This is a genomic window from Enterobacter sp. IF2SW-B1 (assembly GCF_001743375.1).
Lineage (GTDB): Bacteria > Pseudomonadota > Gammaproteobacteria > Enterobacterales > Enterobacteriaceae > Enterobacter > Enterobacter bugandensis.
The window spans coordinates 99,129-115,824 of the sequence record NZ_MJAA01000011.1; the positions used below are offsets into that span (position 1 = coordinate 99,129).

Consider the following 16,696-nt stretch of genomic DNA (forward strand, 5'->3'; position numbering starts at 1 on the left):
GATGATTTATATATCCGCTGTTGGCATGGTCAACGCGCTGGGCAACTCGCCTGATGAAATTGCCGCCAACCTGGCTGCGGGCGTGGCGCCGGGCATGCACGCCCGGACCGGCTGGCTGCAGGGAATGCCCGAAGCGGTACTGGGCGGGGTGGAAGGCGAACTGCCGCTCATCCCGGACACCTTCTCTGCACACCGCACCCGCAACAACCAGCTGCTGTTGGCCGCGCTGGCGCAGATTCAGCCCGCCGTCGACGAGGCCATCGCCCGCGTTGGTCGCGACCGCGTGGCCGTGGTGCTGGGAACCAGCACCTCCGGGCTGGATGAAGGCGATGAGCACGTGCGTCTCATGACCGACGGCGAGACCAGCACGCGCTGGCAGTATCCGCAGCAGGAGCTGGGCGATCCGTCCCGCTTTCTCGCCAACTGGCTGCAGCTTGAAGGCCCGGCCTATACGATCTCCACCGCCTGCTCCTCCAGCGCGCGGGCGATGATCGGCGGCAAACGCCTTATCGAAGCCGGGCTGGTGGATATCGCCATTGTCGGCGGAGCAGACACCCTGAGCCGGATGCCCGTGAACGGCTTTAACAGTCTTGAATCCTTCTCCCCCACGCTCTGCGAGCCGTTTGGCCGGGACCGCCGGGGGATCACCATCGGTGAAGCGGCGGCGCTGATGGTATTAAGCCGGGAACCCGCGGACGTGGCGCTGCTCGGCACGGGCGAATCCAGCGATGCGTACCATATTTCCGCCCCGCATCCGCAGGGCGACGGGGCGATAAGGGCTATCACTCAGGCGCTCAGCGAAGCGGGCATGCAGCCGGACGACATCGGCTACATCAACCTGCACGGCACGGCCACGCCGCTCAACGATCAGATTGAATCACAGGTGGTTCACGATCTCTTCGGAGAAAGCGTGCCGTGCAGTTCAACCAAACACCTTACCGGCCACACGCTGGGCGCTGCCGGCATTACCGAAGCGGCTTTGAGCTGGCTTATCCTGACGCGCGATCTGCCCTTGCCGCCGCAGGATTTTTCCCGCTACGCTCCGGACGAGACGCTGGCGCCGTGCGGCCTGCTGCACCAGCGCACCGCCCTGAAAAAGCCGGTGATTTTGTCTAACTCGTTCGCGTTTGGCGGCAATAACGCCAGCATTCTGCTGGGGAGAACGTCATGAGCTATCTATCACCCGAAGCCTATTTGCCGCACGATGCGCCCATGATGCTGCTGGGGTCCGTTGAAAATGTGACGGATGACATGGCGGTCTGCCGCGTGGCGGTTGACAGGCAAAGCGTGCTGGCGCCGTTTCTCAATGCCGATGGCGACCTGCCGGGCTGGTACGCGCTCGAGCTAATGGCACAGACCGTTGGCGTCTGGTCGGGCTGGCATCGTCAGCAGCAGGGGCAGGAACATATCGCGCTGGGCATGGTGCTCGGCGCGCGCGAGCTGGTCTGCGCCAGCGGGCGTTTCGCCAAAGGCTTAACGCTGGACATTACCGTTAAGCTGCTGATGCAGGACGAACGCTTCGGCAGTTTTGAATGCACGATTTGCGCAGGTGAAGAGACGCTGGCCACGGGCCGGGTCAATACCTTCCAGCCGACTGCAGAAGAATTAACATCGCTTTTTAATCAGGGATCCCACGCATGAGTCGTTCCGTACTGGTCACAGGGGCCAGCAAAGGCATTGGTCGCGCCATCGCCCGCCAGCTTGCCGCTGACGGGTTCACCGTCGGCGTGCATTACCATCGTGATGCCGCAGGCGCGCAGGAGACGCTGGACGCCATCACGCAGGCGGGCGGCAGCGGCCGTTTACTCTCGTTTGACGTAGGCAACCGCGAGCAGTGCCGTGAAGTGCTTGAACAGGAAATTGATGCCCATGGCGCATGGTATGGCGTGGTCAGCAACGCCGGAATTACCCGCGATGGCGCTTTTCCGGCACTGAGTGAAGACGACTGGGACAGCGTGATCCACACCAATCTCGACAGTTTTTATAACGTCATACACCCCTGCATTATGCCCATGATCGGCACCCGTCAAGGCGGGCGCATTATTACCTTATCCTCCGTCTCCGGCGTGATGGGCAACCGCGGCCAGGTGAACTACAGCGCGGCCAAAGCGGGCATTATCGGTGCCACCAAAGCGCTGGCGATCGAGCTGGCAAAACGCAAAATCACCGTGAACTGCATTGCGCCAGGGCTGATTGATACCGGCATGATTGAAATGGAGGAGGCCGCGCTGAAGGAAGCGATGTCCATCATCCCAATGAAACGTATGGGCCAGGCTGAGGAGGTCGCCGGGCTGGCAAGCTATCTGATGTCGGATATCGCGGGCTACGTCACCCGCCAGGTCATTTCGATTAACGGAGGAATGCTATGACGCGTCGCGTGGTGATTACGGGCATGGGCGGCGTCACCGCCTTTGGCGAGAACTGGCAGTCCGTTTCCAGCCGGCTGCTGGCGTATGAAAACGCCGTGCGTAAAATGCCGGAATGGCAGGTTTATGATGGCCTGCACACCCTGCTGGGCGCGCCGATCGACGATTTCGCGCTGCCGGAACACTATACCCGCAAGCGTATTCGCGCCATGGGCCGCGTGTCGCTGATGTCGACCCGCGCCACCGAGCTGGCGCTGGAGCAGGCGGGGCTGATTGGCGAAGCGGTGCTCACCAACGGGCAAACCGGCATCGCCTACGGTTCTTCGACAGGCAGTACCGGCCCGGTCAGCGAATTCGCGACCATGCTTACCGAAAAGCACACCAATAACATCACCGGGACAACCTACGTCCAGATGATGCCGCACACCACCGCGGTGAATACCGGCCTGTTCTTTGGACTACGTGGCCGCGTGATCCCAACGTCGAGCGCCTGTACCTCCGGCAGCCAGGCGATTGGCTACGCCTGGGAGGCAATTCGCCACGGGTATCAGACCGTGATGGTCGCGGGGGGCGCGGAAGAGCTTTGTCCGTCTGAAGCGGCGGTGTTTGACACGCTGTTTGCCACCAGCCAGCGCAACGACGAACCCAAAACCACCCCCTCGCCGTTCGATACGCAGCGCGATGGTCTGGTGATTGGGGAAGGCGCAGGCACCCTGATTCTGGAGGAGCTGGAGCACGCCAGAGCGCGCGGGGCCACCATCTACGGTGAGATCGTGGGCTTTGCCACCAACTGTGACGCGGCCCATATCACCCAGCCGCAGCGTGACACCATGCAGATATGCATGGAGCAGTCGCTGGCGATGGCGGGGTTAAGCGCCCGGGATATGGGGTATATCTCCGCGCACGGTACCGCCACCGACCGCGGCGATATCGCCGAAAGCCAGGCCACGGCCGCCATCTACGGTGACAGCGTGCCGGTTTCTTCGCTGAAGAGCTATTTTGGCCACACGCTGGGGGCCTGCGGCGCGCTGGAAGCGTGGATGAGCCTGCAGATGATGCGCGAAGGCTGGTTTGCCCCGACGCTCAATTTAACGCAGCCGGATGAGCAATGCGGGGCTTTAGATTATATTATGGGAGAAGCCCGTCAGATTGACTGCGAGTATCTGCAGAGCAATAACTTCGCGTTTGGCGGCATCAATACCTCGATTATCATTAAACGCTGGGCGTAACTATGTACCGGTTTGTACTGGGAAAAATTTCCACCCTTTGCGCGGACCCGCTGGCGTCAACGCTTGCAGATAAGGCACCTCAGGGTGCACGACAGGCCTCCTGGCTGGCAGGCCGGACGCTGCTCGCCAGAACATTATCCCCTCACCCGCTCCCCGACATCATTTACGGCGAGCAGGGGAAGCCGGCTTTTGCGAAGGGGGATCCGCTGTGGTTCAACCTGAGCCATAGCGGTGATGATATCGCCCTGCTGATGAGCGATGAAGGCGAAGTGGGCTGCGATATCGAAGTGATTCGCCCCCGCAAGAACTGGCAGGCGCTGGCCAACGCCGTTTTCAGCCTGACAGAGCATGACGAGCTGGAGCGTGAAGCGCCCGAGGAACAGCTTTCTGCCTTCTGGCGTATCTGGACGCGCAAAGAAGCGATTGTGAAACAGCGCGGCGGCAGCGCCTGGCAGATTGTCAGCATCGACAGCACGGCGCAGTCGCACTCGGTCAGCCAGCTGCAGCTCGGTTCTCTGAGCCTTGCCGTCTGTACCTCGACCCCTTACACCCTGACCACCGAGTCGATTATTCACGTCGGGGCAGGAAAATCACCAGTACACCCAGCATAATCAACGCGACGCCCAGCAGCCCATGCCAGGAGAAGTGCTCCCCCCAGCCGGGCAGCAGGATTGCCGCGCCCCACACCAGGATATAGCTGAGGCTCAGCAAGGCATACGCTTTGCTGAGCGCCATGCGATGCAGCGCCAGATACCAGCAGCCCATGGAGGCAACGTATCCCGTTAACCCCAGCAGCAGCGCGCCCGTGCCGGACGAAACGTGCCACAGCGCGGAGATAAACGTCAGAAAATCGCTGACCGGCGGCAGAGCCTGCATGGCATCGCGCAGCAACAGCTGTGCGGCGCTGACTAACAGCACGCTGCATAACGCCCAGAACGCGCCTTTCACAGGCTTCCTCCCAGCACGATAATCCCCATGATAATGAACCCGACCCCCAGCCAGTGGTGCATAGCAACGTGCTCGCGCCAGAAGACCTTCGCCGCCAGCGTCACCCAGACAAAATTGAGGCTCAGCATAGGGTAAGCTACGCCGACGGGCAGGCTCTGCAGCACCGCCAGCCAGACCAGCATTCCGCAGCCCAGTGCCAGCATCGCCAGGCCAAGCCACAGCATGATGTGCGCGCCGCGCCGTCCGCCTTTCGCCGGACGGGTAGCCTGTTTCTGGCACAGCTGTCCCGCGCAGCTCAGCAGGCTTGCCAGTATGAGCCAGGTCCAGGTCATCACTTCGGCAGATACTCCAGCAGGGCCAGACGCCCCTGGATATAGAGATTGTCCGGCTGCGGTAAATTCGCCTCTGCAATATCGTCACGTTTAGACAGCAGCATCACCAGCGACACGCTTCCCTGCTTACGATGCGTTGCCAGCCACTGCGCGAAGTCGTCTTCACTGACAAAGCGATCTTTCGCATCGGGATAATCCAGCCCGTAGCGCAGCTCGCCGCTCTGAGCAAACAGCGTGATGTCACTGCGCTTCAGCTCCCACGCCAGGCCCGCAGCCACGCCAACGTTATTGGTCAGCACAAAGCGGCTGCCCTGAAGCGGCTCGCGCACAGTATCCACCATCGACTGCGGCTGTTTGGAATCCACCACCAGGTTCGGAATGGCAAAACCAATCAACAACGCCAGACCCGCAGGACACAGCGCCGCCAGCCACCAGCGCCGCTGGCTCTGCCGCAGCGTAAACCAGCCTACCGCGCCCCAGATGAGGAACGCCACCACCGCGCAGAAGACTTTATACAGTTCGACCGATGTCCAGACCGGATGCTTAGCCAGCCCCCACGGCGAGACCGCCAGCGCCGCCACCACGCCGATAGCGCCAAACGCCAGGTTAATGCCGCCGTTAATGCGCAACGCTCTGGCCCCTTTTTCCGCCGCGAGGCAGGCATAGCGCGCCATCAGGATAGCCAGCGGGGCAAAACAGGGCAGGATATAGGTCGGCAGCTTGCCTTTAGCGATGCTGAAAAACAGCAGCGGCATCACCACCCACCCCAGCAGGTAGAACCCGCCGCCCGCGTTTTGTCTGTCATTCCAGCCAAGACGCAGCGCGCCTGGCAGCAGCGCCAGCCACGGCAGGCTGCCCGCGAGCAGGAACGGCAGGTAATACCAGAACGGAGCTTTATGCTGCGCGTCGCTCTGGGCAAAACGCTGAATATGCTCAACCCAGAAGAAGTAGCGCCAGAAATCAGGCTCGCGGTGCGCAATGGCCAGCCCCCACGGCAGAACAATCAGCACGCAGCTCAGGACCGCGAGCCAGCCAAAAATCAGCACCTCTTTCCAGCGCTTTTGGGCAATCACCCACGGCAGCACGCCGATCACCGGTACCGCCAGCGCCAGGAAGCCTTTGGTCATCACCCCCATGCCGCAGGCCAGCCCAAGCAGCACATAGCCGCCCGCTTTTCCGGCCACGGTGCGCGCCTGTGAGGCGAGCCAGAAGCTGCACATCGCCGCCACCAGCCACAGGGTGACGATGGGGTCCAGCACCGCATAGGTGCCGATGCCATACACCAGGAACAGGGTCAGGAAGATCAGGCCGGAGAAAATGGCCGTACGCTTATCCCGCCAGAGACGCCAGGCCATCCAGATCACCAGCAGCGCCGCGAGCCCGGTGGAGAAGATCGACCCGGCGCGTACGGCAAAGTTCGTGTGCCCGAACAGCCATTGTCCGATAGTGTTGATCCAGTAGCCGGCAATCGGCTTTTCAAAGTAGCGCAGCCCGAGGAAATGCGGGACAACCCAGTCACCCGATGCCAGCATTTCGCGGCTGATTTCCGCATAGCGCGTTTCATCAGGCTGCCAAAGCAGGCGAATATCGACCGGAATGAAGTAATAAACGATAAACAGTGCGAAAAGCGCTACGCCATAACGGGCTGTTTTCATGGGACCGGACTCACGGTTTGTTGATAGCCAAGCCAGCCTTCCCGGCCAGCCAGTTCATTACGGACGACTTTACCCACGGGCAGGGTGCTGAGGTCGTCCGGCAGCAGCTCGCTCATCGGACAGAACGCAATGCCTTCCTGAGCGGCCATCGTCAGCAGTTCATCGAAATCATGCTGATACGCAATCCCTTCCACTTCGGCATGGATGGTATAGACCGGCGTTCCGGCGTCACGATGGATGCGGTCCAGAATGTAGCGATTAAATGCTTCCGCCTTCACCTCGCGCCCCACCACCTCATCCCACGTGGGAAGCGTGACCGGAATTTGCACCGTACCGTAGCGATTTTCGCCCAACAGCGGCAAAAACGGCCCGGTTCCACGACAGTCGCTATTGTAGCGAAACGCGAAATGCTCTTTGGCTTTGACCACCCGCTGGTCGGCACGCCATCCCGCCACGGCGGAGCAGCGCACGGGCTGACCGATGATGGCCTCAAGCGCCAGCATTCCACGCTCGACCTCACGGGACAGGCGCGGGATATCCCAGACGCCCGCCCACGCCTGCCAGGCGTGATGATCCCAGGCATGCAGGCCGACCTCGTGTTGCTGCGCCGCCGCGCGGATAACCGCTTCATTACCCGCGCCGATGCGTCTGCCGGGCCAGGCGGTGCCGGCCAGCAAAATATCCCAGCCGTAGAGGGATGCCGCGCGCGAGCGCAGCATTTTGAACAGAAATGCCGGTTTAACCAGACGCCATAAATGGCGTCCCATGTTGTCAGGCCCCACGCTGAAGAAAATGCTGGCACGCACGCCGTGCCTGTTCAGCAGTTCCAGCAGTCTGGGCACGCCGTCACGCGTTCCCCTGAAGGTGTCGACATCAATGCGTAAACCGACTTTTTTCATGAGGCCTGTTCCGATAGCTCCACGGTGCGCAGGAAGAAGTCGAGCGTTTCATCAATGGTCTGCTCCATCTTCACCGTCGGCGTCCAGTTCAGGCAGCGCTTCGCGTTGCGGATGCTTGGCTTACGGTGCTCGACGTCCTGGTAGCCCTTTCCGTAGTAGCTGCTGCTTTCCACTTCGCGGAAACCGGCAAACGGCGGGAAGCGATCGCGCAGCGGGTGGCGCTCAAAGCTTGCCAGCAGCATCTCTGCCAGCTCGCGAATGCTCGCCTCGTTTTCCGGGTTACCGATGTTAATGATCTCACCGTTGCAGCGGTTATCTTTGTTCTCAATGATGCGGAACAGGGCTTCGATACCGTCGCTGATGTCCGTAAAGCAGCGTTTCTGACTCCCGCCTTCAATCAGCTTGATAGGCGAGCCTTCGACCAGGTTCAGGATCAGCTGAGTGATCGCACGGGAGCTGCCGATTCGCGCCGCGTTCAGGTTATCCAGACGCGGGCCCATCCAGTTAAACGGACGGAACAGGGTAAAGCGCAGACCCTCTTTCTCGCCGTAGGCCCAAATTACGCGGTCCAGCAGCTGCTTGGAGACAGAGTAGATCCAGCGCTGCTTGTTGATCGGCCCGACCACCAGGCTGGAGGCATCCTCATCGAAGTTTTTGTCGGTACACATGCCGTACACTTCAGAGGTGGACGGGAAGATGATGCGCTTGTCGTATTTCACGCAGTCGCGGATGATCTTCAGGTTCTCTTCGAAATCCAGCTCGAACACGCGCAGCGGGTTACGGGTGTACTCGATTGGCGTGGCGATGGCGACCAGCGGCAGCACCACGTCGCATTTTTTAATGTGATATTCGATCCACTCGGAGTGAATGCTGATATCCCCTTCCACAAAGTGGAAACGCGGGTTGTTGAGGAAACGGCTGATGGCGTCAGAGCCGATATCCAGACCGTAAATCTCGTAGTTATCGTCTTTGAGCAGACGTTCGGTCAGGTGGTTCCCGATAAAGCCGTTCACGCCGAGGATCAGCACGCGCGTGCGGCGCTTGATGGCAACCACTGGCGCGCTGGTGATCAGCGCCCCGGCCACCAGACCCAGAGACTGCGCCAGCTGCGTGCCCTGAACGTACAGGCCGTTGTCGGTCTGCCCGGTGACGATCTCCAGCGCCTGCTCGCCGCAGCTCACAATCAGCGGGGAGACGGAGACGACGGTGCCCGGCTTAGCCGCCGGGATATCGTCACGCACGCGGGATTTCCAGACGATAAATTTGCTTACGCCCGCAAAGCTGTACGCGCCCGGCCACGGGTCGGTCACGGCGCGCACCAGGTTGTGCAGCTGGCGGGCGGGTTTATTCCAGTCCAGGCGACCATCTTCCGGCGCGCGGCGGCCAAAGCAGCTGGCCTTGCTTTCGTCCTGCTCGGTCTCGCTGAAGGTGCCGTTGAGGATGGCTGGCAGCGCGTCACGCAGCAGGCTTTGCGCCGCGGTGCAGAGTTTATGATGCAGCTCAAGCGCGGTTTCATCCGCGTCGATTGCCACGCGCTGCTGGGCGACGATGGCCCCGGCATCTGCGCGGCGCACCATGCGGTGCAGCGTCACGCCCGTTTCCGTTTCGCCGTTGACCAGCACCCAGTTCAGCGGCGCGCGGCCACGGTAGGCGGGCAGCAGAGAGCCGTGAAGGTTAAACGCCCCTTTTGCGGCCAGGCCTAAGATCTCATCGCAGATCAGGTTGCGATAGTAGAACGAGAAGATGACATCAGGTGCGAGCGCGCGGATGCGATCCACCCACAGCGGGTGGTTGACGTCGTCTGGAGCATACACCGGAATAGCGCGCTCGGCGGCGATACGCGCCACGGAGCCGAAGAAGTGATTCTCTCCCGCCGCGTCCGGATGGGTAAAGATTGCAGCAATGTCATAGCCCGCTTCCAGCAGGGCCAGCGTGCCCGCGCACCCCATATCGTGATAGGCAAATACAACGGCTTTCATGGGTGGTTTTCCTCTTGAGATGCTTTGTGTTCCTGACGGACAACACGTTGAATAAAGTAGCGCGGACGTGCGCGAACATCGTTATAGATACGGCCTATGTATTCACCGAGCAGGCCCATTCCGACGAACTGGGCGCCGATGAACATAAACAGCACGGCAAAAAGCATGAAGACCCCTTCCGCCGCCCACTGCGGGCCAAAGACCAGCCGCAGCACCACCAGCAGGACGGACAGCGTAAAGCCGGCCAGGGCGATGATGCTGCCGAACACGCTCAGCAGGCGCAGCGGCGTGGTGGTCAGGCAGGTGACAAGGTCGTACATCAGGTTGATGAGACGCATAAAGCTGTACTTCGATTCCCCGTGCTCGCGCTCGGCGTGCAGGACCGGAATTTCCGTTGCCTTGCGGGCAAAGGTGTTGGCGAGGATCGGAATAAAGGTGCTGCGCTCATGGCAGTGCAGCATGGCGTCGACAATATGGCGGCGGTAGGCGCGCAGCATGCAGCCGTAATCGCCCATTGCTTTACCGGTGGTGCGCTGAATAAGACGGTTGATGGTGCGCGAGGCCAGCTTGCGGAACAGGCTGTCCTGGCGGTTCTGACGCACCGTGCCGACCACGTCATAGCCTTCATCGGCTTTCGCCACCAGGCGCGGGATCTCCTCCGGCGGATTTTGCAAATCCGCGTCCAGGGTGATAATCAGATCGCCCGTAACGTGGCTGAACCCGGCCATAATGGCGGAGTGCTGGCCATAGTTACGGTTGAGCAGCACGGCGACAATATGGCTGCCTTCGGCCTGGGCGGCTTCGGTCAGCATCAGCGCGGAATCATCACTGCTGCCGTCGTCCACCAGCAGAATTTCATAGGCTTTGCCCAGCGTATCGCAGGCTGCCGTGGTGCGGCGGATCAGCTCGGGCAGGCTCTCCTGCTCGTTATAAACAGGGATGACCACAGAAACTTTTTGTACAGGCGGTGCGCTGAACATATCAATGTCCTGCAAGCTGATGGAGCGCGGTAATGACGCGGGTTGTGTCGTCATGAGTCATGTCCGGGAAAAGAGGGAGAGAACAAATACGCGCGCTGTTCCATTCCGAATTCGGAAGCGATACATCAGGAAAACGCTCGCGGTAGTATTTTTGAGTGTGTGCCGCGCGGAAATGAAGGCCGGTGCCGATGCCTTGCTCCTTCAGCGCCGCCATCAGGTTGTCGCGTGAGATCCCGCAGCGCGCTTCATCAACGCGAATAATAAACAGGTGCCAGGCGTGAACGTGTGGCCATGACGGAATGCTCAGCGGCTGGAACGGCGTATCGGCAAGCTCGCGCAGGTAGCGTTGCGCGATTGCCTCGCGGCGTAGGTTGGCCTCTTTCAGCTTACCCAGCTGTACCAGCGCCAGCGCGGCGTTGATATCTGCGAGGTTGTACTTAAAGCCCGGGGAGATCACTTCGGCCTGCGGCGCGCGGCCGTGCGTCTGGCGGTCATAGGCATCCACGCCCAGGCCGTGGAATTTCAGGCTGCGGATCCGCGCGGCAAGCCGGGCGTTATCCGTGACAACTAAACCACCTTCTGCGCAGGTCATGTTTTTGATGGCGTGGAAGGAAAAAATCGCCGTGCCTTTCCAGCCCACGTGACGGTTCTTGTAGTACGTTCCGGCGGCATGGGCCGCGTCTTCAATCACCGTAATACCGTGACGCTCACCGACGGCATGAATGGCGTCGATATCACACGGCGCGCCGGCGTAATGCACGGGAATAATCGCTTTGGTACGCGGGGTAATGGCGGCTTCAACCGCTTCCGGTGTCACCATCAATGTCTCTTTGTCCACATCGATCATGACCGGCGTGGCGCCCAGCAGCACGATCATATTCAGCGTGGAGACCCAGGTTTGGGAGGGGGTAATGACCTCATCGCCCGGACCAATATCCAGCGCCATCAGCGTAACGTGCATGCCCGCCGTCGCCGAGCAGACGGCAATCGCGTGCTGGTTCCCCGTCAGCTGACAAAATGCCGCTTCAAGTTCCTGATTTTTAGGCCCTGTGGTGATCCAGCCGGAGGTTAAAACCTCCTGCAACGCCGCTAATTCCTCACTACCCATCGACGGGCGGGAAAAAGGCAAAAAATCACTCATCATTAATTTCCTTGCAATAAGAATGGCACGCGCTTGATATTAACCAATTACTTTTTCGTTTATTTCAACGAACCATAAACTCATATCAAGGTATCGTTCATTTCTTAGGGAAAAATTAAGATGCGTAATTAAGATGTAACTAAATCAATATTAATTCATTTATAAACAATAGTTTATGTAATTATGAATTATTTATTTCGTGATCAAACTCAATTTTTACAAAATGTGATTTTAAACCAAACATCAACAAACAAAAAAAATACCGGTTATTTCTGTAAAAGCAGAAATAACCGGGAACTTTTCTTTTTAGTTAATTGTCGCGCTTATTTTAAGTTATCGGGAAAGTTTTCTGGTAACTCGCTGGCCGCGCAGGCAATCACGCTTTCGTTGTTCGCACCGCAGTCGCGTACAAAGGTGATGGTGGCAAATTCGTCAATCACTTCTGTTGGATATGCCGGCCCCGCATCGCGATAGCTGTTCATCAGCGGAATATGGTCGTTCTGGAAGCAGACGGTTTTTTCCGGGTTGTTCATGACCCAACGCGGGAAGAAGATGGTGCCGTGAAACAGTTTGTCGCCCAGGTTCACAATCAGGCTAACGTCCGTACCGGTTGGCTCGGTCCAGGAGATTTTATAGATGCTCTCCCCTACCCGCACGATGTAAGCCTGCTGATCTTTAACCCAACGGTTCGCCACCAGACCGCTGTGAATACGGTAGTCGAGAGTAGTCTCGTTTTTGACGTAAATTTCGTAATTCCAGCCGTTGTCATAGGTATAAACCAGATGTTTGCCAACGAAGCCGCTTAAGTCGTGTTTGTCGAATGTGTTCATAAGATGTCTCCTTCGTTTTGATGAGACGATCTTAAGCCTTCAAAAAATGAATGAATAACGCTATTTTTTAATCAAATTCATCCAAATTTTAGATAAATTATGCACAAGACGACGCTGGAACAGTGGGCTTTACTGGAAAAAGTGGTGGATGCGGGCAGCTTTGCCAAAGCTGCGGAAGAAACCCACCGCAGTCAGTCCTCGGTGAGCTATAACCTGTCGCTGCTGCAGGAGCGGCTGGGCGTGGCGCTGCTGGCGCCGGAGGGGCGCAGGGCGGTGTTGACCCCGGCCGGTGAACTGCTTCTCGGCCAGGTGAAACCGCTGCTGAAAGCGTTTTCGTATGTCGAGACGCGCGCGGCGACCCTTCGTAACGGGATGCGCACGCGGCTGGACCTGGTGGTGGACTCGATTTTCCCACGCCGCCGCCTGTTCGCCATTCTGCGTCAGTTCCAGCAGCAGTATCCGCAAACTCAGGTCCGCCTCACGGAGGTGCTGGAAAATACCCGCGCCGATGCCATGAACAACGAGGCCGATGTGATGGTTTTAACCCGCCGCCAGGACATTACCGGGCTCGGCGAATGGCTGATGAACATTGACTTTGTCGCCGTGGCGCATCACCGGCATCCCCTCTTTAGCCTCGACGCGCCGCTGAATGATGAGATGCTGCGCCCGTGGCCGCTAATCCAGATTGCGGACAGCCAGAACGCCACGCGGGCTGCCGGCGAGTCGTGGACGTTCTCGACCATCGACGCTGCCATAGAGGCGGTCGTCTCGCAGGTCGGCTACGGCTGGCTGCCAGAGGAACGCATTCAGCCCCAGTTGGAGCAAGGCGTACTGAAACTCCTCCCGCTGAGCCACGGCGTTCGTCGGGCCACGCCGCTGCATCTGATCGTGAAGCGCACCCTCGCCCCGCTGGATGAGCAGGTTGAAACCCTGCTGCGCCTTTTTAGCCAGGAGCCGTCATCATCACCTGCTACGCTTTAAGGTCCGAACGTTAAAACGATAAGGAGCTGATGATGAAAATCGACTTTGCAGGGAAAGTGGCCCTGGTCACCGCCTCAACCGGCGGGATCGGGTTTGCCATTGCCAGAGGCCTGGCAGAAAGCGGCGCGGAAGTGATCGTTAATGGCCGCAGCACCGACTCGGTGAACAAAGGTATTCAGCAGCTGCAGCAGGTTGTGCCTGGCGTGCAGGTGCGTGCCGCCATTGCCGATCTCAGCACCGCGGAAGGGGTTGAATCGCTGCTGAAGGTCGCGAGCGACGTCGATATTCTGGTGAACAACGCCGGGATTTACGGCCCGCAGGATTTCTATGGCACCGACGATGAAACCTGGGAGCGCTACTGGCAGACCAACGTGATGTCCGGCGTGCGCCTCTCCCGCGCCCTGCTGCCGGGCATGGTGAAAAAAGGCTGGGGCCGCGTGGTGTTTATCTCCTCCGAGTCAGCCTGCAATATCCCGGCAGACATGATCCACTACGGGGTGACCAAAACGGCACAGCTTTCGCTGGCGCGCGGGCTGGCGAAGTTCGTGGCGGGAAGCGGCGTGACGGTGAACAGCGTGCTGCCGGGCCCGACGATGTCCGACGGTTTCGCTGAAATGATGAAAGATGAGATCGAGAAAACCGGTAAATCGCTGGAGCAGCTGGCAAAAGAATTTGTCATGACCAACCGCCCCAGCTCGGTTATCCAGCGCGCCGCCACCGTTGAAGAGGTGGCTAATATGGTGATTTATGTCTGTTCGACGCAGGCCTCCGCCACCTCAGGCGCGGCATTGCGCGTCGATGGTGGCGTGGTGGATGACATTATTTAATGTCGTCAGGCGGCGCTGCCCGCGACACGACGGGCGGTAATGTAACGATCCTGCCAGTAGTCATCAGTCAGGGTTGAGACCGTTACGCCCTGGCTGCTGGAGGCATGAATAAACTGGCTGTTACCGATATACACGCCAACGTGCCTGCGGTTCGGGCCCGTCTGGAAGAAGACCAAATCTCCCGCCTTCAGACGGTATTGCGCTACCTGTACACCGCGATGGATCTGCTCGCTCGTCGTGCGCGGCAGATAAAGATGCGCCGCATCGCTGAACAGATGCTGCATAAGCGCGGAGCAATCCACTCCGCGGTGCGTGGTGCCGCCCCACTGATAGTGAGTCCCTTTCCATTTCTGGTATTGATCCAGTATCCGGGAGCGGAGTGGGCCTGTCTCCTGGTGAAGCAGGGCCGACTTCACCGGCGATTCCGCAAATGTGCTATCGGCGGAGATCATCGATGCGGGCAACTGAAAACTCAGTGCGGAAAACGAAGCAAAACTTAACGTGAGGATTGAAATAAGCGATCTGAATGTCATATCTAAACAGGAGCTAAGAGTGAATTTTTCCTTACCTGTGGAGGCCAACGTTCCCCCGAAATATCTTTCGATGTGGCGATAATATAGACCGCTCACTTTTTCACCAATCATTATTGAGGCCAAAATTGGACTCACTTTCAGATCGCAAGATTGAGAAAAAAAAGGGTAGTGATGTAAGGACTGTTCAGATAAAGCAGGTAAACTGATCGACAGAATGTGTAATTCAGCTAAGACGTATTTATGACCAATATGATTGCCGACGAGACGGTGGCGAAATCCAGCGTGCTCTCTGTCTTTGACTTTGACGGGACGCTCACGCACCACGACAGCTTTATCCCTTTCCTGCGTTTTGCCTTTGGGAAACGCTACTTTGCGGGTCGTCTGGTGCGCATGGCGCTGCCCACGCTCCACTGCGTGCGCCGCAAGCTGACGCGTGATGAGCTGAAGGAAGTGCTGATTAAAACGTTCCTGACAGGCGTGGACGAACACTGGCTACGCCAGCAGGCGGAAGCCTTTTGCGAAAAATACTGGAACAAGCTGATGCGCCCCGAAGGGGTTCTGGCGGTGGCGGCTGAGGTGAATTCCGGCGCGGAAGTGACGATCTGCTCTGCGTCGCCGGCGCTGGTGCTCCAGCCGTGGGCGGACAGGCTCGGCATTAAGCTGATTGGCACGCAGCTGGAAGTGAAGGACGGCAAGCTGACGGGACGCATTACGGGCAATAACTGCCGCTGCGCCCAGAAAGTGGCGAGGCTGGAGAAGGTGTATGGCGATCTGAACGACTATCATCTGCGAGCCTGGGGCGACACCCGCGGCGACCACGAACTGCTGGCCGCGGCGCAGGATCCTCACTGGCGGCACTTCCATCACCCACGCAAGCGCCGGAATTCACCGATTAAAGGTTAGGTGCGGTCTGTTGCCCTCACCCCAGCCCTCTCCCACAGGGAGAGGGAGAAAAGCGGTGCATCAGGCCTCACGTTTCCCCGGGAACATTACGCTCGCAATAATCCCCAGCGCCAGCACACCTAACACCACAAACAGGCTGGCCGTCGCGCCAATGCTGTAACCGTGGTGCCAGAAGTGATCGGTCGCATTCAGACCCAGCTTGAACGCCACGAAGAACAGCAGCAGCACCACCGCTTTCTCCAGGTGCACCAGATACTGCTTGAGCGCTTCCAGCACAAAGTAGAGGGTACGCAGGCCGAGAATGGCGAACATCATGGCGCTGTAGATAATCAGCGGCTCGCGGCTTACCGCAATAATCGCCGGTACGGAGTCAAACGCGAACATTACGTCAGAGAGTTCCACCACCGCCACGCAGAGCAGCAGCGGCGTTGCATAGCGCTTCGCCTTCTTCACGCGGCCAACCGTTACGTCCTGGTTTTCCGGCTTTTCAAGCTCCGCATCCACCTCTTTCTGCGTCAGGATAAACGCGTTGCTGCTGATTTTGGGCCAGACGGGATAGAAGCGTTTCACCAGGCGATAGGCAAGGTGACCCGAGTAATCTTCCACTTCGTCACTCTCTTCATTGCGCTTGAGCATCATCACCGCCGTCCAGCCGACGACCAGCGCAAAAATAACCTCCACGTAAGGCCCCAGGCTCAGCAGGCTGGTGCCGATCGCCACGAAAATACCGCGGAAGACAATCGCCCCCAGCACGCCCCAGTAGAGCACACGGTGACGGTACTTATCCGGCACGCCGAACCAGGCAAAGATCGCCATCATCACGAACAGGTTATCGATGGAGAGCACCTCTTCCAGCGCGTAACCGGTGAGGAACAGACTCGCCATCTCGGCGCCGTGGTGGATGTACAGAAAACCGGCGAAGGCCATCGCCATCGAGAACCAGAAAACGGACCACATGGCCGCACTTTTCAGCGAAACAGGTTTATCGTGACGGTGCATGAAGAGGTCGATAAACATCGCCCCAACGGCCATCACCACAAAGACAACAACGGTTTCAGTCGGGAAACCGAGATGAGCAGAAGCCATGAATCTA

The 16,696-nt window shown here is 58.9% G+C and carries 18 protein-coding genes; 8 read left to right on the forward strand and 10 right to left on the reverse strand.

Annotated features, from left to right (window positions below):
- The first annotated feature begins 1 nt into the window (after position 1).
- Genes A6013_RS20160 through acpT form a run of 5 tightly spaced genes read left to right on the forward strand, consistent with a single transcriptional unit; the run spans position 2 to position 4,206 of the window.
- Positions 2-1,171 (forward strand): beta-ketoacyl-[acyl-carrier-protein] synthase family protein, encoded by a 1,170-nt coding sequence (locus A6013_RS20160; protein WP_048960811.1) that lies wholly within the window; start codon positions 2-4, stop codon positions 1,169-1,171.
- Positions 1,168-1,641, forward strand: coding sequence for a 3-hydroxy-fatty acyl-ACP dehydratase (locus tag A6013_RS20165; protein ID WP_045259387.1), 474 nt, complete (start codon positions 1,168-1,170; stop codon positions 1,639-1,641). Before A6013_RS20160 ends, A6013_RS20165 begins: the two co-directional genes overlap by 4 nt.
- Positions 1,638-2,369, forward strand: coding sequence for a 3-ketoacyl-ACP reductase FabG2 (locus tag A6013_RS20170; RefSeq protein ID WP_028014712.1), 732 nt, complete (start codon positions 1,638-1,640; stop codon positions 2,367-2,369). The genes A6013_RS20165 and A6013_RS20170 overlap by 4 nt, the downstream gene beginning before the upstream one ends.
- Entirely contained in the window at positions 2,366-3,595 is a 1,230-nt protein-coding gene (locus tag A6013_RS20175; protein ID WP_028014713.1) for a beta-ketoacyl-ACP synthase, read from the forward strand. The genes A6013_RS20170 and A6013_RS20175 overlap by 4 nt, the downstream gene beginning before the upstream one ends.
- A gap of 2 nt (positions 3,596-3,597) precedes the next feature.
- The gene (acpT, locus tag A6013_RS20180; RefSeq protein ID WP_028014714.1) at positions 3,598-4,206 is read left to right on the forward strand and encodes a 4'-phosphopantetheinyl transferase AcpT; all 609 of its coding nucleotides are present in this window, start codon (positions 3,598-3,600) and stop codon (positions 4,204-4,206) included.
- Here the strand turns inward: acpT and arnF are convergent.
- The 8 genes from arnF to A6013_RS20220 all read right to left on the reverse strand — a co-directional run bounded on the left by arnF (position 4,163) and on the right by A6013_RS20220 (position 12,359).
- Complete coding sequence (arnF, locus tag A6013_RS20185; RefSeq protein WP_028014715.1) at positions 4,163-4,543, reverse strand: 4-amino-4-deoxy-L-arabinose-phosphoundecaprenol flippase subunit ArnF; 381 nt, start codon at positions 4,541-4,543, stop codon at positions 4,163-4,165. The two genes, acpT and arnF, sit on opposite strands and share 44 nt — an antisense overlap.
- Positions 4,540-4,875 carry a 4-amino-4-deoxy-L-arabinose-phosphoundecaprenol flippase subunit ArnE gene (gene arnE, locus A6013_RS20190; protein WP_069733649.1) on the reverse strand — a complete coding sequence of 112 codons (336 nt, stop codon included), beginning with the start codon at positions 4,873-4,875 and terminating at the stop codon, positions 4,540-4,542. Before arnE ends, arnF begins: the two co-directional genes overlap by 4 nt.
- Positions 4,875-6,530 carry a lipid IV(A) 4-amino-4-deoxy-L-arabinosyltransferase gene (arnT, locus tag A6013_RS20195; RefSeq protein ID WP_069733650.1) on the reverse strand — a complete coding sequence of 552 codons (1,656 nt, stop codon included), beginning with the start codon at positions 6,528-6,530 and terminating at the stop codon, positions 4,875-4,877. Before arnT ends, arnE begins: the two co-directional genes overlap by 1 nt.
- A complete protein-coding gene (gene arnD / locus A6013_RS20200; RefSeq protein ID WP_069733651.1) occupies positions 6,527-7,429 on the reverse strand; it encodes a 4-deoxy-4-formamido-L-arabinose-phosphoundecaprenol deformylase in 903 nt (300 codons plus the stop codon). The genes arnT and arnD overlap by 4 nt, the downstream gene beginning before the upstream one ends.
- Positions 7,426-9,408: a bifunctional UDP-4-amino-4-deoxy-L-arabinose formyltransferase/UDP-glucuronic acid oxidase ArnA gene (arnA, locus tag A6013_RS20205; protein ID WP_069733652.1), complete on the reverse strand. Its 1,983-nt coding sequence runs from the start codon at positions 9,406-9,408 to the stop codon at positions 7,426-7,428. The genes arnD and arnA overlap by 4 nt, the downstream gene beginning before the upstream one ends.
- Positions 9,405-10,388 (reverse strand): undecaprenyl-phosphate 4-deoxy-4-formamido-L-arabinose transferase, encoded by a 984-nt coding sequence (gene arnC, locus A6013_RS20210; protein WP_041911876.1) that lies wholly within the window; start codon positions 10,386-10,388, stop codon positions 9,405-9,407. The genes arnA and arnC overlap by 4 nt, the downstream gene beginning before the upstream one ends.
- 1 nt (position 10,389) lies before the next feature.
- The gene (gene arnB, locus A6013_RS20215) at positions 10,390-11,529 is read right to left on the reverse strand and encodes a UDP-4-amino-4-deoxy-L-arabinose aminotransferase (RefSeq protein WP_069733653.1); all 1,140 of its coding nucleotides are present in this window, start codon (positions 11,527-11,529) and stop codon (positions 10,390-10,392) included.
- A 323-nt stretch (positions 11,530-11,852) separates the two neighbouring features.
- Entirely contained in the window at positions 11,853-12,359 is a 507-nt protein-coding gene (locus tag A6013_RS20220) for a phenolic acid decarboxylase (protein WP_059357264.1), read from the reverse strand.
- A 99-nt stretch (positions 12,360-12,458) separates the two neighbouring features.
- Between A6013_RS20220 and A6013_RS20225 the strand changes: the two genes are divergently transcribed.
- Together A6013_RS20225 and A6013_RS20230 are read left to right on the forward strand one after the other, a co-directional pair.
- On the forward strand, positions 12,459-13,340 hold the full coding sequence (locus A6013_RS20225) for a LysR family transcriptional regulator (RefSeq protein WP_069733654.1): 882 nt from the start codon (positions 12,459-12,461) through the stop codon (positions 13,338-13,340).
- Between the two features lie 32 nt (positions 13,341-13,372).
- Positions 13,373-14,167 carry an SDR family NAD(P)-dependent oxidoreductase gene (locus A6013_RS20230; protein WP_028014724.1) on the forward strand — a complete coding sequence of 265 codons (795 nt, stop codon included), beginning with the start codon at positions 13,373-13,375 and terminating at the stop codon, positions 14,165-14,167.
- A 5-nt stretch (positions 14,168-14,172) separates the two neighbouring features.
- Here A6013_RS20230 and A6013_RS20235 read toward each other — a convergent pair whose 3' ends face one another.
- Positions 14,173-14,700 carry an NlpC/P60 family protein gene (locus A6013_RS20235; protein WP_028014725.1) on the reverse strand — a complete coding sequence of 176 codons (528 nt, stop codon included), beginning with the start codon at positions 14,698-14,700 and terminating at the stop codon, positions 14,173-14,175.
- Between the two features lie 240 nt (positions 14,701-14,940).
- Here A6013_RS20235 and A6013_RS20240 point away from each other — a divergent pair, with 240 nt between their 5' ends.
- Complete coding sequence (locus A6013_RS20240) at positions 14,941-15,603, forward strand: HAD family hydrolase (RefSeq protein ID WP_028014726.1); 663 nt, start codon at positions 14,941-14,943, stop codon at positions 15,601-15,603.
- Between the two features lie 60 nt (positions 15,604-15,663).
- Here the strand turns inward: A6013_RS20240 and A6013_RS20245 are convergent, their stop codons facing one another.
- Complete coding sequence (locus A6013_RS20245; protein WP_028014727.1) at positions 15,664-16,689, reverse strand: TerC/Alx family metal homeostasis membrane protein; 1,026 nt, start codon at positions 16,687-16,689, stop codon at positions 15,664-15,666.
- Positions 16,690-16,696 lie beyond the last annotated feature (7 nt).

What these genes read in the sequence shown, in the direction of transcription:
- A6013_RS20160 (WP_048960811.1), top strand. Translation starts at nt 2, where the DNA reads ATGATTTATATATCCGCTGTTGGCATGGTCAACGCGCTGGGCAACTCG.
- A6013_RS20165 (WP_045259387.1), top strand. Translation starts at nt 1,168, where the DNA reads ATGAGCTATCTATCACCCGAAGCCTATTTGCCGCACGATGCGCCCATG.
- A6013_RS20170 (WP_028014712.1), top strand. Translation starts at nt 1,638, where the DNA reads ATGAGTCGTTCCGTACTGGTCACAGGGGCCAGCAAAGGCATTGGTCGC.
- A6013_RS20175 (WP_028014713.1), top strand. Translation starts at nt 2,366, where the DNA reads ATGACGCGTCGCGTGGTGATTACGGGCATGGGCGGCGTCACCGCCTTT.
- acpT (WP_028014714.1), top strand. Translation starts at nt 3,598, where the DNA reads ATGTACCGGTTTGTACTGGGAAAAATTTCCACCCTTTGCGCGGACCCG.
- arnE (WP_069733649.1), bottom strand. Translation starts at nt 4,875, where the DNA reads ATGACCTGGACCTGGCTCATACTGGCAAGCCTGCTGAGCTGCGCGGGA.
- arnT (WP_069733650.1), bottom strand. Translation starts at nt 6,530, where the DNA reads ATGAAAACAGCCCGTTATGGCGTAGCGCTTTTCGCACTGTTTATCGTT.
- arnD (WP_069733651.1), bottom strand. Translation starts at nt 7,429, where the DNA reads ATGAAAAAAGTCGGTTTACGCATTGATGTCGACACCTTCAGGGGAACG.
- arnA (WP_069733652.1), bottom strand. Translation starts at nt 9,408, where the DNA reads ATGAAAGCCGTTGTATTTGCCTATCACGATATGGGGTGCGCGGGCACG.
- arnC (WP_041911876.1), bottom strand. Translation starts at nt 10,388, where the DNA reads ATGTTCAGCGCACCGCCTGTACAAAAAGTTTCTGTGGTCATCCCTGTT.
- arnB (WP_069733653.1), bottom strand. Translation starts at nt 11,529, where the DNA reads ATGAGTGATTTTTTGCCTTTTTCCCGCCCGTCGATGGGTAGTGAGGAA.
- A6013_RS20220 (WP_059357264.1), bottom strand. Translation starts at nt 12,359, where the DNA reads ATGAACACATTCGACAAACACGACTTAAGCGGCTTCGTTGGCAAACAT.
- A6013_RS20225 (WP_069733654.1), top strand. Translation starts at nt 12,459, where the DNA reads ATGCACAAGACGACGCTGGAACAGTGGGCTTTACTGGAAAAAGTGGTG.
- A6013_RS20230 (WP_028014724.1), top strand. Translation starts at nt 13,373, where the DNA reads ATGAAAATCGACTTTGCAGGGAAAGTGGCCCTGGTCACCGCCTCAACC.
- A6013_RS20235 (WP_028014725.1), bottom strand. Translation starts at nt 14,700, where the DNA reads ATGACATTCAGATCGCTTATTTCAATCCTCACGTTAAGTTTTGCTTCG.
- A6013_RS20240 (WP_028014726.1), top strand. Translation starts at nt 14,941, where the DNA reads ATGACCAATATGATTGCCGACGAGACGGTGGCGAAATCCAGCGTGCTC.
- A6013_RS20245 (WP_028014727.1), bottom strand. Translation starts at nt 16,689, where the DNA reads ATGGCTTCTGCTCATCTCGGTTTCCCGACTGAAACCGTTGTTGTCTTT.